Annotated in this window: 12 protein-coding genes and 1 pseudogene; 3 read left to right on the top strand and 10 right to left on the bottom strand. The window is 45.8% G+C overall.

What is annotated here, in order from left to right:
- Positions 1-11 precede the first annotated feature (11 nt).
- Positions 12-965, top strand: coding sequence for a metallophosphoesterase (locus tag D081_RS11105; protein WP_085024238.1), 954 nt, complete (start codon positions 12-14; stop codon positions 963-965).
- Between the two features lie 62 nt (positions 966-1,027).
- On the opposite strand, the gene D081_RS11100 is transcribed toward D081_RS11105, so the two are convergent.
- The 6 genes from D081_RS11100 to D081_RS11075 form a co-directional block, all read right to left on the bottom strand.
- Positions 1,028-4,210, bottom strand: coding sequence for an efflux RND transporter permease subunit (locus tag D081_RS11100; protein WP_085024237.1), 3,183 nt, complete (start codon positions 4,208-4,210; stop codon positions 1,028-1,030).
- 13 nt (positions 4,211-4,223) lie between these two features.
- Positions 4,224-5,423, bottom strand: a complete 1,200-nt coding sequence (locus D081_RS11095) for an efflux RND transporter periplasmic adaptor subunit (RefSeq protein WP_233127482.1) — start codon at positions 5,421-5,423, stop codon at positions 4,224-4,226.
- A 3-nt stretch (positions 5,424-5,426) separates the two neighbouring features.
- Positions 5,427-6,773 carry a TolC family protein gene (locus D081_RS11090; protein ID WP_158087662.1) on the bottom strand — a complete coding sequence of 449 codons (1,347 nt, stop codon included), beginning with the start codon at positions 6,771-6,773 and terminating at the stop codon, positions 5,427-5,429.
- A gap of 194 nt (positions 6,774-6,967) precedes the next feature.
- Positions 6,968-7,549, bottom strand: a complete 582-nt coding sequence (locus D081_RS11085; RefSeq protein WP_085024235.1) for a viroplasmin family protein — start codon at positions 7,547-7,549, stop codon at positions 6,968-6,970.
- Entirely contained in the window at positions 7,549-8,832 is a 1,284-nt protein-coding gene (locus D081_RS11080) for an amidohydrolase (RefSeq protein WP_085024234.1), read from the bottom strand. Before D081_RS11080 ends, D081_RS11085 begins: the two co-directional genes overlap by 1 nt.
- 14 nt (positions 8,833-8,846) lie before the next feature.
- Positions 8,847-9,473, bottom strand: coding sequence for a M15 family metallopeptidase (locus D081_RS11075; RefSeq protein WP_198941998.1), 627 nt, complete (start codon positions 9,471-9,473; stop codon positions 8,847-8,849).
- Positions 9,474-9,706: 233 nt separating this feature from the next.
- On the opposite strand from D081_RS11075, the pseudogene D081_RS12975 reads away from it, so the two are divergent.
- Together D081_RS12975 and D081_RS11065 are read left to right on the top strand one after the other, a co-directional pair.
- Positions 9,707-11,281: pseudogene (locus tag D081_RS12975) on the top strand (peptide ABC transporter substrate-binding protein).
- Between the two features lie 6 nt (positions 11,282-11,287).
- Positions 11,288-12,424, top strand: a complete 1,137-nt coding sequence (locus D081_RS11065) for an amidohydrolase (protein WP_085024233.1) — start codon at positions 11,288-11,290, stop codon at positions 12,422-12,424.
- A gap of 69 nt (positions 12,425-12,493) precedes the next feature.
- Here D081_RS11065 and D081_RS11060 read toward each other — a convergent pair whose 3' ends face one another.
- From D081_RS11060 to D081_RS11045, 4 genes are read right to left on the bottom strand one after another with little or no spacing between them, the layout of a single operon-like run.
- Positions 12,494-13,312 carry a M15 family metallopeptidase gene (locus D081_RS11060; protein WP_085024232.1) on the bottom strand — a complete coding sequence of 273 codons (819 nt, stop codon included), beginning with the start codon at positions 13,310-13,312 and terminating at the stop codon, positions 12,494-12,496.
- A 55-nt stretch (positions 13,313-13,367) separates the two neighbouring features.
- Positions 13,368-14,333, bottom strand: a complete 966-nt coding sequence (locus D081_RS11055; RefSeq protein WP_085024231.1) for an ABC transporter ATP-binding protein — start codon at positions 14,331-14,333, stop codon at positions 13,368-13,370.
- Positions 14,326-15,315: an ABC transporter ATP-binding protein gene (locus tag D081_RS11050; protein ID WP_085024230.1), complete on the bottom strand. Its 990-nt coding sequence runs from the start codon at positions 15,313-15,315 to the stop codon at positions 14,326-14,328. Before D081_RS11050 ends, D081_RS11055 begins: the two co-directional genes overlap by 8 nt.
- A gap of 17 nt (positions 15,316-15,332) precedes the next feature.
- Positions 15,333-16,208 carry an ABC transporter permease gene (locus tag D081_RS11045; RefSeq protein WP_198942000.1) on the bottom strand — a complete coding sequence of 292 codons (876 nt, stop codon included), beginning with the start codon at positions 16,206-16,208 and terminating at the stop codon, positions 15,333-15,335.
- Positions 16,209-16,247: the final 39 nt, after the last annotated feature.

Genomic DNA, 16,247 nt, shown 5'->3' with positions numbered 1-16,247 from the left:
AGGTTTATTCAATGAAACGCAGAGAATTTTTAAAATCAATAGTGGCCTTGATAGGCCTGGCTACAGTTGGATGTATGCCAACCAAAAAGGAAAATGGGCGGGACTATTACCATATTCTGCTCATCAGTGACCTTCATCTGCCAGTGCGTTCCAAAGAGTTCCCTGACCAGGCGGTGCAGGATGAGATTTGGCAGAAAAAGCAAAACCTTATAAATAATGTAAATGCATGGGGCGATGTGGATGAGGCGGCCCTATTGGGTGATTTGGCGGCCCGCTATGGTAATGAAACAGAATATCGTGTAGTGGACGGATATGTGGGCTCCTTAAACTTCCCCTACTATGCTGTTGCAGGCAATCACGACTACATGTATAGAGACGAGCCTAAGAAAAGTGGTAAAAAGAAAAAGCTTTCCCTGGAGGAAAAGAAGGCCAAGCTGGAGGCCTTTACCAAGCGTTACAAGCTTCCCGCTCTTTATTATGCCCGTACTGTAGAAAACTGCCGTCTGCTGTATATTGCTCCTGATGCCTTTGGAAGCGATGTGGAGCTGTCACAGGAGCAGCTTGATTGGCTGAAAAAAGAAATTGCCGAACATAAAAACGGACCGATGCTTTTCTTCTGTCATGCACCCCTTTACGGAACCCTGCGCCCTTATAACGACGAAATCAACACCGTGAACAGAACGGCCCAGCCAGCCCAGGCCTTGTCAGAAATTCTGGCTGAGGTTCCGCCGGGAAGCCTTTGGATATCGGGCCATACCCACACACCACCTACCAATGACAGCTTCGCGGATGACAGCGTCAACCGGGTGCATAAAAATCTGGTGAACATCCACAACCCAACAATAGATTCCAGGAATACCTACACCAATTCCCTCTACATCTACAAGGACCATATTACCATCCGTACCTTCGACCACAATGCTGAAAAGTGGCTTACTGATTTGGAAAGAACCTATACATTCTAAAATCCAACTAAAGTACACAAAAAAGTTGTCCCAGCCAAATTACTATGGCTGGGACAATTTTATTATTCTGTTTTATCTGTGATAGTATCCTTTTTCTTCTTCAATCTGTCAGACAGCCATACTACACAGCAATAGAGTACAGGAATAAGGAATATTCCCAGACAGGTGGCGAAAAGCATACCGCCAACTACTGCCGTACCCATACTGTTTCTGGCAGCAGCGCCGGCACCGCTGGCCAAAGCCAGTGGCAGACAGCCGATGATAAATGCCAGGGATGTCATGAGTATTGGTCGCAGTCGAAGTCCCGCTGCCTCAATGGTAGCCTTTACAGGCTCCATTCCCGCATCTACACGGGCCTTGGCGAACTCAACTATAAGTATGGCGTTCTTTGCCGCCAGACCCATAAGCATAATTACACCAATCTGCATGTATACACTGTTCTGAAGTCCTCCGTTCAAATGTCCAAAAAGGGCTTCAATATTCAGCAGACCATACTGTACAAAGAAGGCTCCAAATAGTCCGGTAGGTACAGAAAGAAGAACAGCAAATGGTACACTCCAGCTTTCATAAAGAGCAGCCAGACAAAGGAATACGAACACAACAGACAACAGCATAATCTGACCAGTGGAACCAGAGGATTTTTTCTCCTCACGGCTCTGGCCGGACCATTCAACCATAAAACCAGCCGGTGCCTTTTCCTTTACCAATTCCTCCATGGCAGCAATGGCCTGTCCGGAGCTGTAGCCATCTGCTACAGCTCCCTGAATACCAATACTGCGGGCACCATTAAAGCGAGTGATTACTGAAGTGGATGTGGAAAGCTTCGGCGTCAGAAGACTGTCCAAAGGTACCATGGCCCCGTCTTTATTATTAACAAAGCAGAACTTCAGGGCCTCAGATTCACTACGATACTGGGCATCAGACTGCATCATTACCTTGTAGGTTCGACCAAACTGAACAAAATCGTTCACCTGGGTACCACCATAGTTCACCTGCAAAGCAGTAAACACATCTGAAAGATTTACACCCATCTGCTTAACCTTTTCTCTGTCCACATCATATTTGCAAATAGGAGAATCAATAGAAAAGGTACTATATACTTGGGCCAATTCCGGCCTTTGGTTAGCCGCTGCCAAAAGTTCCTTTAAGATAGCATCCAATTCCTGATCTGTGTGGCCCGTAATATCCTGCAGCTGCATACTCCAGCCACCAACCATACCCAAACCAGGGAGAGAAGGAGGAAGAAAACCCATAATTTTGGCTTCTGGATGCTTTCTGCCCGTAATATTGGTCTTTCTGATAATAGAACCAATAGAAAGATCATCAGAGGTACGTTCTCCCCACTTATTAAGACAAACAAACAATGTACCAGCATTGGACTTGGTACCAGATGAAAGTACATCATAACCGGAAACCTTCATAATATGTTCCACACCTGGAATTTCAGCAACTTCCTTGCTAAATTCATCCACGGCATCAAAAGTACGATTTAATGATGTACCCTCTGGCATGGTTAAGGAAACGATGTAATAACCCTGATCTTCGTCCGGAACGAAGGTGGATGGCAATACCTTGAAGAAAAATCCCGCCAATACGGAAATTATCAGCAATGAAGCCAAGCCTACCTTGGCATGATCAATAACCCATGCAACACCACCAGTATAGCGATTTTGGGTGCGTTCAAACCAGTCATTGAAGCGGTCAAAATATTTATCCAGGAAATTTTTCTTGTGTTCATCTGGATTATGTGGCTTCATTATTGTGGCACACAGCGCAGGTGTCAAGGTCAGTGCAATAAAAGCCGACAATGCCATGGACACTACAATGGTCAAGGCAAACTGACGATAAAGCACACCCGTTGTACCCGAAATGAAGGCAACTGGAATAAATACTGCAGACAGTACAAAGGCAATTGCCACTACAGGCCCCTGCACCTCATCCATGGCCTTTTCTGTGGCTTCCACAGGTCCGAGACCATCCCGCTGCATGTGGGATTCAACATTTTCTACTACTACTATGGCATCATCTACAACCAGACCTATGGCCAGTACCATAGCAAAGAGGGTCAGGGTGTTAATAGAAAAGCCTAAAATTATAAAGCTGGCAAAGGTTCCGACAAGGGATACCGGTATAGCCAAAACTGGAATAAGGGTTGCCCGCCAGCTCTGTAGGAAAATAAACACGATGATAATAACCAGTGCCAGAGCCTCTTTAAAGGTCTCAACAACCTCACCGATGGACTCGGAAATAAATTCCGTGTTATCGACGATAGTAACATAAGTCATATCATCCGGAAAATCCTTGGAAGCCTCCTCCAACACTTTTTTAACGGAGCCTATGGTTTCCATGGCGTTGGCATCATCAGTAAGTTTAATACCAAAACCAGCTGCAGGGGCACCGTCAGTATCGCATATTACAGAAGTATACTGGGCTCCAGTCTCTACCCGTGCCACATCCTTTAGATATACACATGAGCCGTCAGAATTTGTTTTTATAATTATGTTCCCAAACTGCTCCGGGGTTACAAGACGTCCTTCCAGGTTGCCCGTATACTGCTTTTCCTGATTGGCTGGGGCTGGAAGCTGACCAATGGTTCCCGCAGGAGCCTGCACATTCTGCTCCTGAATTGCAGCTCTAACATTTGTTATGGTTAAGCCCAATTCAGACAGCTTATCAGGATTAAGCCAAATACGCATGGAATAGGTAGAACCAAAGGTGGAAACCTCACCTACACCAGGGATACGCTTGAGACTATCTACAATGTAGATATTGGCATAATTCATCAAAAAAGTACGGCTAAAGGTACTATTGGGAGAAATCATGGAAAACATGTAGGACATATCACTGGATGATTTTTTAGTGGTAACACCCATGTCCTGTACATCAGATGGCAGATCCGCATTGGCAATGGATACATTATTCTGTACCAATACGGAATCCATATCGCCGTCAGTTCCCAAATTGAACATTACGTCCAAGCTGTATTTACCGCTATCATCGGAAGTGGAATTCATATAATCCATTCCCTGGGTACCATTAACCTGCTCCTCAATAACCTGGGCCACTGTCTGGTTTATGACACTGGCATTGGCACCAATATAAGTGGTACTTACATTGATGGTTGGCTGGCTAATCTGAGGATATTGGGCAACAGGCAGACTTAAGCCCGCCAATGTACCCATGATAACGATTATAAGGGCAATAACAATGGCGAAAATTGGACGATGTATAAAAAATCGAGCCATAACTCCCGCCTCCTTATGACTTGTTTACAACTTCAGTAGATTCTTTCATGGAGAAACCCATATCATCAGCTGTTACCATAGTAACATCCAAATCCTTGCCGGACTGGAGATTGGTCAAGCCTTCCACGATAACAGTATCATCCTTTGTCAGACCCTTTTTAACGATATAATAGCTACCTACTTTCTCACCCAAAACAACATTCTTGGATACGGATTTGCCGTCGTCGCCTACCACCAGCACGAAGGATTCATCCAAAAGCTGCTGCACAGCACGCTGAGGTACAAGAACAGCATCCTTCACAGTAACATCCAAAAACTTTACACGGGCAAACATTCCCGGCAGCAACGCACCATAAGGATTGGAAAACAGTGCCTTTATGGTAAGGGAACCGGAATTATCATTAAAGGATCTGTCAGCAGCAGTGATTTTGCCAACAAGTGGATATTCAAAGCCATTGGAGAGAACAATTTTAACTGGAGGAGTTTCCGCACTCTCATCCTCCTTGCCCAATATACCTTCTTCCATTGCCTTGGCCAAAATATTCAGATACTCTGTCTCACTGACATTGAACTGAGCATAAATAGGGTCCAGGGAACCAATGGAAACCAGCTTGGTGCTGCCTGCTGTAGCGTAGGTGCCCACAGCCACATCATCAACGGAAAGTCTGCCGCTCATTGGAGCATAGACGATAGTATCATCGAGATTTTCCTTGGCTTTTTGTACAGCAGCTCTCTGGGATTCTACAATAGCCTGATTGGCAGCTACATCCTCCCGCTGATTAAAGAGTTCCTGCTCGGAAATAGCCTTTTCAGAAAACAGCATCTCATCTCTGGACAACTCGTCCTTGGCATTTCTAAGGTCTGCCTCTGACTTATGAAGATTGGCCTCTGCCTCTATTACTGAAGATTCATATTGTCTGGAATCAATTCTGTACAAAGGCGCACCAGCCTGAACCGTATCGCCACCCTTAAAATATTTCTCCATAACACTGCCGGAAACTCTGGAATGAACCTCCACATCATCAGTACCCTTTAACTGACCAGGATAGCTATAAGATACTGGTGCATCCTGCTGGAGTACCTTCATGGCCTTAACCGGAACCTTTTGGGAAGCTGCCTGTTCATTTCCCCCACAGCCGGCAAATAAAATACTCGTTGCTAATACAAGGGTGCCTATAATAGCTCCCGCTTTTTTCCCATAAAAACCTGTCACCGGTTATTCCCCCTTCTTCTCGCTGTTTTCGATACTCTGACGATAAGGTGACACATCCAGATCAACCGGAACCCCCATCGCATAATCTAAACTTGCTTTGCTGGTATTGTAGTTAAACAGTGCATTGATAAAGTCGGCCTTGGCGGATACCAGCTTATCCTGTGCATCCATAACTTCAAGGTTGGTTCCTACACCGGCATTATAACGAACAACTTCTATACGATAATCCTCCTGGGCTTTGGCCAGGGCTTCCTTCATGGTTCCTATATTTTCCTCTGCGGCCCGCATATTGAGATATGCAGTACGCACATCCAGCTTTACGATATTTTGCTTGTCCTTCAATTCTGCTTCAGCACGATGTACTGCAGCTTTCTTCTTATTCACTTGAGCCGCCGTTATTCCACTATCCCAAATATCCCAGTTTAGGGTAACTCCGGCACTCCAGCTGTCTGAGGTATCGCTGTCAGTTTTGAAAGGAGAGCTGCCACCAATATTTCTATTCACTGATGCATCCAGCTTCGGCCGCATTCCGGATTTTGCAGCCTCCATCTCTGCTTTTTTCTGTCTGAGATTGAATTGCTTTTGGAAAAGGTCCGGCCGATGAAGCCGGGCATATTCATCGCACTCAGGCAGGGTTATATCGTATGGCTCGTATGAAAGCTCTTCCTTGGCATGGGTTTCTGCTTCCGTTGGCAGGCCCACATCATTATTAAAGGTTGCCACTGCAACATTCAAATCATTAATGGCATTTACCAGCTGCTGTTTTTCCTCAGCCAGGGAAACCTCAGAGCTGAGAACATCCTTTTGTGCCACTACTCCTGCCCTTAATTTGGCATTTACATCATCCAAATGAGCCTGCAGATTGTTGACGGATTCCTGATAAACCCCCACCTGGCTGCGGCATTTTAAAATATTGTAGTAGTCACTTGATACAGTATTGCGAATATTTTGCTTGGTCCGTTCAAGGTCCAGCTCCGCTCCGGAAAGCCCCATTTCAGCAGCTTCGATATTATGCTCTATTTTTCCACCGGAATAAATAGGCATGGACATGGAAAACAGGTTGCCATACAGACCATCATGCTGCCACATCCCATAGGCTTTGCCTCCTACACGATTGGCTGTACTGTTCCAGCTTACCTTAGGTCCACCATTGCGCCGGGCCTCTCTTAAGCCCCAATAAGCACTGTCCAAATCAGCAACACTTTCTTCAATGGTATAGTTCCGTTCAAGGGCCATCTGTATTCCTTCATCAAGAGTCATATCCACACGCTCTGCCGAAGAAGTACCACAAACTGCAAGCATCAAAAGCCCCAAAGCTACAGCTCCTGCCTTTTTCCTTCTGGATTTCATATATAACATCCCCCCATGTTTGACCAGGCAGAATAAAAAGCTTATTACTCCTACCTAAAATAAAATAGAAAAATCCATTTTTTATATTTCTACAGTAAAAAAAATAAATCCTGCAATATTTTGAAAAAAAACAAAAAAAGGCCCAGCTCTTCAGCTGGACCTTTTTCGAAATTCAATGATAAAACAATATTATTTTAAATTTCCAAAGCCGCCTTGGCCAGCCTGTCAGCCAGCTCGTTGCCCTCTACGCCGGTATGGCCTGCTACCTTTACAAAGGTAACCAGCTTGCGCCGTTCCTTCATAAAGGCCGCATATTGGGTGGTAAGAGGCGTATTGGTTTTCCAGTGACCAAGAGCCCACTCGGAAATTCCCACATAATCATGACAGATAGTAATGTGGTCTATACCCTGGGCCTCAGCCCACAGCACTGCCTCCATGGCTCCTGCCACTTCGCCGGCCACATTGTGGAGCTTGGCCGCCTCCTCGGAGGTCCCCTTGCCATTGGCCTTAAATATCAGCTGGTTGTTTTCATATATGGCCATCCCCCAGCTGTATTCCCCGTTAAAATAGGAGCCATCCACATAGGCTACTACACCTTCCGCCGGAGCCAGCAAAATTTCCTCGTCGTTCAAGTATGCCTCAGCCTCTGCCCTGGTGACGAAGCCCTTGAACTTGGCCCCCTTAAAGCCTACTGTCTGCTTCTGGCACTCAGCCCAGGTGGTATATATCCCCGGCTGACGCCCCTGCTTTACTGCATAAAATTTCTTCTGGGCCATTATCTGTTCACCAGATCCATGGCTACATCCTGAGCCTCACGAAGGATTCTTTCCTCATCCATGGTCAGCACACTGCCCTTCTCCATGATGACCTTGCCATCACAGATAACCCCGTCAACAGAGCTGGAGCTGGCAGAATATACCAGCAGTGATACCAAATCATGGCGTGGGCACCAGTCTGCCCGGTTCATGTCATAGAGAACGATATCTGCCTTATAGCCAGGAGCCAGCTTGCCCACCTTATCCAGGAGCAGGGCCTTGGCACCATTTTCAGTACCCAGCTTCAGGGCCTCCTTGGCAGGAACCGCCAATGGATCCAGCTCGTTAACCTTGTGGAGCATTGCTGCCAGACGAACCTCCTCCAGCATGTCCAGATTGTTGTTGCTGGAAGCGCCATCGGTACCCAGGGCCACATTTATGCCCTCCTTAAGGAGGCGAGGCACCGGAGATACACCGCTGGCCAGCTTCATGTTGGAGCCCGGGTTATGGATAGCGGAAATATTGTGCTTCTTCATAATGGCAATATCTTCATCGTCCAGCCATACACAGTGAGCCGCAACGGTTGGCAGCTCAAACAGGCCGGTGTCCTCAATATACTTGAACGGACGCTTGCCATACTGCTCCTGAATCTGCTTGATTTCCGCCTGGGTTTCATTCATGTGAATATGAATCGGGATATTGTGCTTTACAGCCAGCTCTCTGGCATATTCGCAAAATTCCGGTGGACAGGTATAAGGTGCATGAACACCCATCATAATGGTAATAAGGCCATTGCCGGCACCATTATAATTTTCAAATAACTGTACATTGTCCTCCAAAATCTGACGGCCGGCCGGGAACAGGCCAATGGCACCGCGGGCAATAATACCACGAATACCCGCCTTGATGGTGGCTTCAATAACAGACTCCATATGCGGTCCGTACATATCTGCATAAGCTGTGGTACCGGACTTGATCATTTCCAACAAAGCCAGCTCACCGCCAACACGGATATCCTTTTCCACCATCTTGGCCTCTGTTGGCCAGATGCGGTTGTTGAGCCAGTCCATCAGCTCCATATCATCGCCATAGCTTCTCAGCATGGTCATGGAGGCATGGGTGTGACCATTGACAAAGCCTGGTGCAGCAAAGTGATCCTTACCCTCTACAGTACGGTCAGCCTTAAAGTCAGCCGGAATATCGCCAATAGCCAAAATCTCCGTATCCTTTACAGCAATATCTGCTACCTTGACCGTATAATCCTCCATCAGGACGTGAGCGCCCTTAATCAGTAAATTACTCATTCTTTATCCCCCATTCAAATATTCGCCTCAAAATCCGGATACCACTTTATTATCTGTGACGCAGGAATTTCAAAATGCTGGTAATCCTTCTGTTCCTCCCAGTCACCGCCCCATTCAAAGCCGTTATCCTCAAACAGGCGGCAGCAAAGGTCATCCTTGACTATCTTATATGGAAAGTCCTTCTCCCGGTCACAATATTGCCTGCCATTTTCCGGCACAATATACATCCCGCCATTCAAAGGCTTCATATAAGGATTATACAATGGATTAACATCCACCGCCAACCCCAGCCCGTGTTTGGAAATGCGATTTGTATGGGCTATCACACGAAAATTAAAGCTGGAACCGTTATTATCCGCCATGGATAAATCATCATCACCATTGTATTCATCAATAAGACGGAATTTCTCCATAGGATACCCCGCCTCATAAAGCTTTTTAAAAATATCCATAAGCCGCTCCGCAATATGAAAGTTGCAGACCATTTCTCCTTCCAGGGTTTCCCCCGCAAGATTCTTATGCAAAAAATGTAAATACTTAAGCTCTGTTACCGGCAAGGGACAGCCTTTGGAAAAGGATTTTCCTTCCATTTTGGCAAACAGCTCCGGCGATATGTCGCTAATATAAAAATTCTTATCCATATTCCACTCTTCCTTAGATTCTATTAACTGGATACATCCAGCATTTTTTATTTATTGGAAACCCAGCATTATAATAGCTCTTAACTATTATTAATAGCAATAATAAATTTATTAATTGCCCCAAAGAACCCCATCCAGATCTGAAATATCTATCCATCATGGACTAATAAGGAAAGATATATTAGAATTTAATAGTATTTCGAAATAATTACACTTTGAAAGGGGTGTGGAATATGAAGTTCAAATCCGTTTTTATACTACTTATATGTCTCACCTTGCTATTAACGGGCTGCGGCAAGGAAAAGCAATATAACCCTGACAGCACTATTTCAATGGCTTTGTCCACTGAACCTGCAACGCTGGATCCGGGTATGACCTATGGCTTGTCAGAAAGCAATGTGGAGCTGCTACTGTTTGAGGGCTTGACCCGTATCGATGAAAACAGCGTGGCCCAGCCCGCTTTGGCAGACAGCTGGGAGGTATCTGCCGATGGTCTTACCTATACCTTCCATTTGCGTAAGGATATTAAATGGTCCGATGGTACCCCAATTGTGGCCGATGATTTTGTGTATTCCTGGCTGCGGGTGCTGGATCCTGATGTAGGCTCCAGCAATGCTTATATGCTCTTTAATATCAAGGGTGCTGAGGATTATAACAGTGGTGATGCCCAGGCAGAGGAGGTAGCTCTGAAAGCCCTGGATGCTCATACCCTACAGGTGGAGCTGTCAGAGCCGGCGGCTTATTTCATTGATCTTACAGCCTTTCATGCTTTTTATCCTGTACCACGGCATATAGTGGATGGACAAAGTGACACCTGGGCCAGCAACCATAGTTCCATTGTAGGCTGCGGACCATTTAAGATAGTTAAGTGGGCTCATTCCAGTGAAATCATTTTGGAGAAAAATGAAAATTACTGGAATCCTGGTGTAGTGGCCTCTGAATGTATAAAGCTGCCTATCAGTGAATCCAAAAGTACCCGTCTTACTATGCTGGAAAGCAAGCTGACGGATATGATCGTGGACCCACCACCGGCTGATGAAGACCGTCTAAAGGCGATGGGGCTATATAAGGTTGAACCACAGCTTGGTACGGCTTATTATGAATTTAATGTCACCAAGCCGCCATTTGATAATCCTGAAGTACGCAAGGCCTTTGCCATGGCTGTTACTCGTAAGGATTTAATTGAAAAGGTAATCCGAAACGGAAAGCAGGCGGCTACAACCTTTGTACCACCGGGAATTGTTTATAATGGCAAGGATTTTGCCGCTTAAACCGGTTCATTGGTGGTTGAGGACCCAATTCAGGCCAGAAAGGTATTGGATGCTTCCGGTTATAAGGGCGAAGCAGTAACGATTTTATATAATACCAACGAACAAAATAAAGCCATTGCCGAATCAATACAGACCATGTGGAGCAACGCTTTAGGGGTAAACGTGGACTTGACCAATCAGGAAACCAAGGTCTTCTACGACACAAGAGAAAAAGGCGAATACCAGGTGGCCTGTGCCAACTGGATAGCTGATTTTGCCGATCCAGTGAACTTTTTGGATGTGTTTACCACCAAGGATAATGACGCCCAGTACCATAAGCCGGAATACAATGCTTTGGTGGCGGCCGCCCACAAGGAAGTGGACCCATTGAAGCGGTGGGCTATATTGCATGAGGCAGAAAAGATGCTCTTTGACGACTATGTAATCATTCCGCTTTACTATACCACGCAGGTTTTGGTGGTAAATCCGAAGTTTAAAGGCTATTTCTGTTCTCCAATGGGAACCATTGACCTCATTAAGGCATACAAGGAGAAGTAAAAAGTTATGTCTGATTTGAAAGAAAAAATCTGTCAGCTGGCAGATGACCATAAAGAAAGCTTAAATAATATAGCTGATTATATCCATGCCAATCCTGAATTGGGCTGTCAGGAAGTAAAGGCCTCTGCTTATCTCCAGGAGCTTTTAAAAAACGAAGGCTTCACGGTGGAGGATGCACTGAAGGACCAATTCCCCACTGCCTTTAAGGCTTCCTATGGAAATGGTGATATTCATATTGGCTTTTTGGCAGAATACGATGCCCTGCCGGAAATCGGTCACGGCTGTGGCCACAATCTTATTTCTGCCATGAGCACTACCGCGGCCATAGTCTGCGGAAAGGCATTGAGAGATAAGATTACAGTTCATCTCTTTGGCTGTCCCGCTGAGGAAACTATTGGCAGCAAGGTTATGATGAGTGAACAGGGAGTTTTTGACGGGCTGAAGACGGCTCTTATCTGCCATCCTGGCAGTGAAACCTCCTTTGGAGGTACCTCCTATGCCACCCATCCCCTGCAGTTTACCTTCAAAGGCAAACCCGCCCATGTGGCAGATCCGGATTATCATGGAATCAATGCTTTGGATGCCCTGGTGGATTTTTATCAGCAGCTTAAAACATTGGAACATACCTTTACTGAACCATATATCCTGGGAAGAATAATCACCGAGGCTGGTACGGCGCCCAATATAATTCCCGACAAGGCAGTGATGAAGGCCACCATCCGGGCCCTGCGGGTGGAATATCTGGAAGAAACCATGCTGCCACAGATCAAGGAGCTGGCCCGAAAGGTATCTGACCGGCACGGCACTGAATTAGAGCTTTTCCACTACGAGCCATTATTCAAGAACATGCTTAATCATAAGCAGCTGCAAGCATACGCCATGGACAATTTTCAATCACTGGGTATGAATGATATAAAAACCTACCCGGATGACTATGCTGATGGCTCCACTGATGTGGGCAATGTAAGTCATGTGGTCCCAACCATTCAGCCGGAAATCAAAATCGGTGATGATATTGCAGCCCATACCCCGGAATTTGCCGCAGCTGCCGGCAGCCAATACGGAAAGGACATGGCCTTAAAAGCAGTAAAAGGCATGTGCATGACTGTTATTGATATACTTGAACGCGGCTTACAAAAATAACAAAAAATATACTATCCAAAAAGAGGGATATGACCCCAGTGGTCATACCCCTCTTTTAATATTTACACATTATTTTTTCATATCATCAATAGTGAAGTTGAAATAAGTCTTTGGATATGGCTCATTCTTCAGGAAGAAATGCCACCACTCGGTATCAATAGGCTCAAAGCCATGCTTCATCATTACTTTACGCAGCTTCATTCGGTTATCAAACTGCTCTTTGGTAATCTTTCCCTTTTTCGGTACTGATTTCCCTTCAAATTTTCCGGTGTATTTGCCCGTATCAGGGTCACCGCACCAGGTTGGATGGCTTTCCAGCCCGAAGTGGTCAAAGGTGCCGCCCATGTCCACTTCCTTGCCCGTTTTCATATCAAACAAGGTCAAATCAATAGCAGACCCACGGCTATGGCCGGATTTGGCATCAATATAACCATCCTTAAAGAGTCTGTTCTTGTTCACTTCAGGATAAAAATAATCCTTCATGCGCTTATCATCTAAATTCTCAGCCCAGGCCACAAAATTATCTACGGCCCTCTGCGGACGATATGCATCAAATACCTTCAGGCGATAGCCCTGCTTAATTACCTCGTCGGATACCTCCTTTAAGGCCTCCGCAGCTTCTCTGGACATTAAAACACTGGGCTGGGTATAACCATTTATGCGGTTTCCCACAAAATTATAGGTGGAAAAATAACGTACCTCCTGGATAATATCAGGCACCACATCAGAAAGCACCACAAATCCTGTCGGGTCATTTACATCCACACTTTTGGCAGTATTTGTGGCCACCTGACCTGCATTCACATCAGCAGCCTGACAATGAAGCGGCATAAATACAGTGGAAGCCAACAGCATTCCACCCACAAGTCCTAAAAGCTTTTTGTTCATGAAAATCCCTCCTGATGTACTCTTATTCTATATTTATATCATTTTTCCTTCACAATCAAATTAAATGACAGGCGATTTGATGATCCTCAACATTTTTGATTGCCGGCATTTCCTTGAAGCATTTATCACTGGCCTTATTACACCGCGGAGCGAAAGGACAACCAGTCATATCACCGGCTCCAATTTCTCCCTTGATGATGGAAATATCCTGACGAACATCCGGATCTGGCACCGGAATAGCCGCCAACAGTGACTTAGTATATGGATGCAATGGATTCGCATAAAGCTCTTCTGCAGCTGCCAGCTCCATAATAGCTCCCATATACATAACAGCCACCCTGTCACTGATGTATTTTACCATGGCCAAATCATGGGCAATGAAAAGATATGTCAGTCCCAATTCCTTTTGTAATCTTCTCATAAGATTAACCACCTGGGCCTGAATGGAAACATCCAAGGCTGAAATAGGCTCATCGCAGATTATAATATCCGGATTTACTGCCAAAGCTCTGGCAATGCCAATTCGCTGTCTTTGCCCGCCACTAAATTCATGGGGAAAGCGATTAGCCTGCTCCCTGCTAAGGCCCACCAGCTCCAAAAGTTCATACACCCGCTGCAGCTTTGCCTTGTTATCATCATAAACATGATTAATTTCCAGTGGCTCACCGATGATTTCACCCACGGTCATGCGGGGATTAAGGCAGGCATATGGATCCTGAAAAATCATCTGAATACGTTTCTCCGGCCCCTTGGATAAATCCAGCTTCTCACCATGGAGATAAACCTCGCCGGCAGTAGGCTTGTATATACCCATTATAGTTCTGCCGGCTGTTGTTTTGCCACAACCGGACTCGCCCACCAGTCCCAGGGTCTCACCCTTATTAATATCAAAGGATATACCATTTAATGAATAGGCGTATTCCTTTGGATGACCGAAGAAATTCTTCTTGGTAACAAAATGCTTCTTTAAATTTTTAACAGAAAGCAGGGGCTCGTTATTTGGGATTTCTATATTATTCATGGTGCCCCTCCTCTCTGTCACGGGCTGGAAGCCAACATTCCACACAATGCTCCTTACCCATATTTTCATTATTTGGGCGACAGGCAGCACAAACCTTCATAGCATCGCCACATCTAGGGGCAAAGCTGCACCCCTTAATATCATATAGCAAATCAGGAGGATGCCCCTCAATAACAGGCAGCTCAGTATCATCCACCTTATCCACTCTCGGCAGGGAGTTTAGAAGTCCTCTGGTATACGGATGCTGTGGGTTATGGAAAATTTCATCTACCGGGCCGGACTCCACAATACGGCCAGCATACATAACATTCACCCTATCACAGATACGGGCAATAACTCCCAAATCATGGGAAACCAATACTATGGACATCTTCATTTCACGGCGAAGCTCATCCAGTAATTCCAATATCTGGGCCTGTATTGTTACATCCAGGGCTGTGGTTGGCTCATCTGCAAACAACAATTTTGGCTTACAAATAAGTGCCATGGCTATCATGACACGCTGACGCATACCACCGCTGAATTCATGGGGGTAAGCCTTCATCCGCTCTTCCGCTTTGGTAATCCCAACACGCTTTAGCAGAGTAACGGCCTCCTCATATGCCTCCTGCTGACTGAGTCCTTTAATATGAATAATCCCCTCAGTCATCTGCTGACCAATAGTCAGTACAGGATTAAGGGAAGTCATGGGGTCCTGAAAAATCATGGACATGTCACTGCCCCGATACTGTCGCCGCTCTTCATCAGACAGATGGGTAATATCCTGGCCCATAAACCTTATGCTGCCATCCTTGATAAAGGAATTGTCCTTTGGCAACAATCCCATGACTGCATGGGCAGTCACACTTTTTCCGCAACCGGACTCGCCAACAATGCCCACAATTTCTCCTGCATCAACACTGAGACTGACGCCCCGTACCGCATTAACAGCCCCACGGTAGGTGTGGAAGCCTACGGACAGATCACTAATTTCAAGTATCATCGTAAAACTCCCCCCTCTTAATGACGCATCTTAGGGTCCAGAGCATCCCGCAACCCATCACTAAAGAAATTAAAGGCCAGCATGGTCAAGCTGATAGCCACTGCCGGGAAAAACAGCTGAAATGGAAAAGCCCGGATAGAGCTAATGCCATCGGAACACAGCACACCCCAGCTGGCCATTGGTGCCGATACACCAAGACCGATAAAGCTCAAAAATGCCTCCGTAAATATAGCATCCGGAATGGATAAGCTTAAAGATACTATAATAACTCCCATGGAATTTGGAATTAAATGCTTAAACAGAATACGGGCCGAGCTGGCACCCATGCTTTTGGCCGCCAAAACAAATTCCTGTTCCTTGATTTTCAGCACCTCACCCCGCACAATACGGGCCATTTGCAACCAATAGCTTATTCCAAGAGCAATGTAAATATTGGTCAGCCCCGGCTTAAATACCACCATGAGCAAAATAACATACAGCAAGGCCGGTACACTGTAGAGTATATCTACAATATTCATCATAATACGGTCCGTGCGGCCACCAACAAAGCCGGAAATACCGCCATAAACAACTCCGATAAGCAGATTAATCAGGCTGGCTACCACACCAATGGACAGGGAAATACGGGCACCATACAGCACACGAATAAACATATCCCGGCCCAGATTATCCGTACCAAATAAATGGTCCCAGGACGGAGCCAAATTAGTCTGGTTAAAATCCTGATCCGCGTAGGAAATGCTGGAAAACATCGGGATAAAAATAGCCGCCAGCATCATAAGCACAATAAAGCCTAAGCCCAGCATGGCAGCCTTATCCTTTTTCAGCCGAATCCAGGCATCCTGCCAATAGCCCATGGAAGGTGCCTGTTCTGACTCCACAGCCACAGCCATCCCGAATTTGCTCAGAGGAGAAAAATCATATTCCTTGTT

This window comes from Anaerovibrio sp. JC8 (assembly GCF_002100115.1).
In the GTDB taxonomy this organism is placed as follows: Bacteria; Bacillota; Negativicutes; order Selenomonadales; family Selenomonadaceae; genus Anaerovibrio.
Note: the sequence above shows the minus strand (reverse complement) of the source record. Positions and strands in the feature narration are given on the sequence as shown.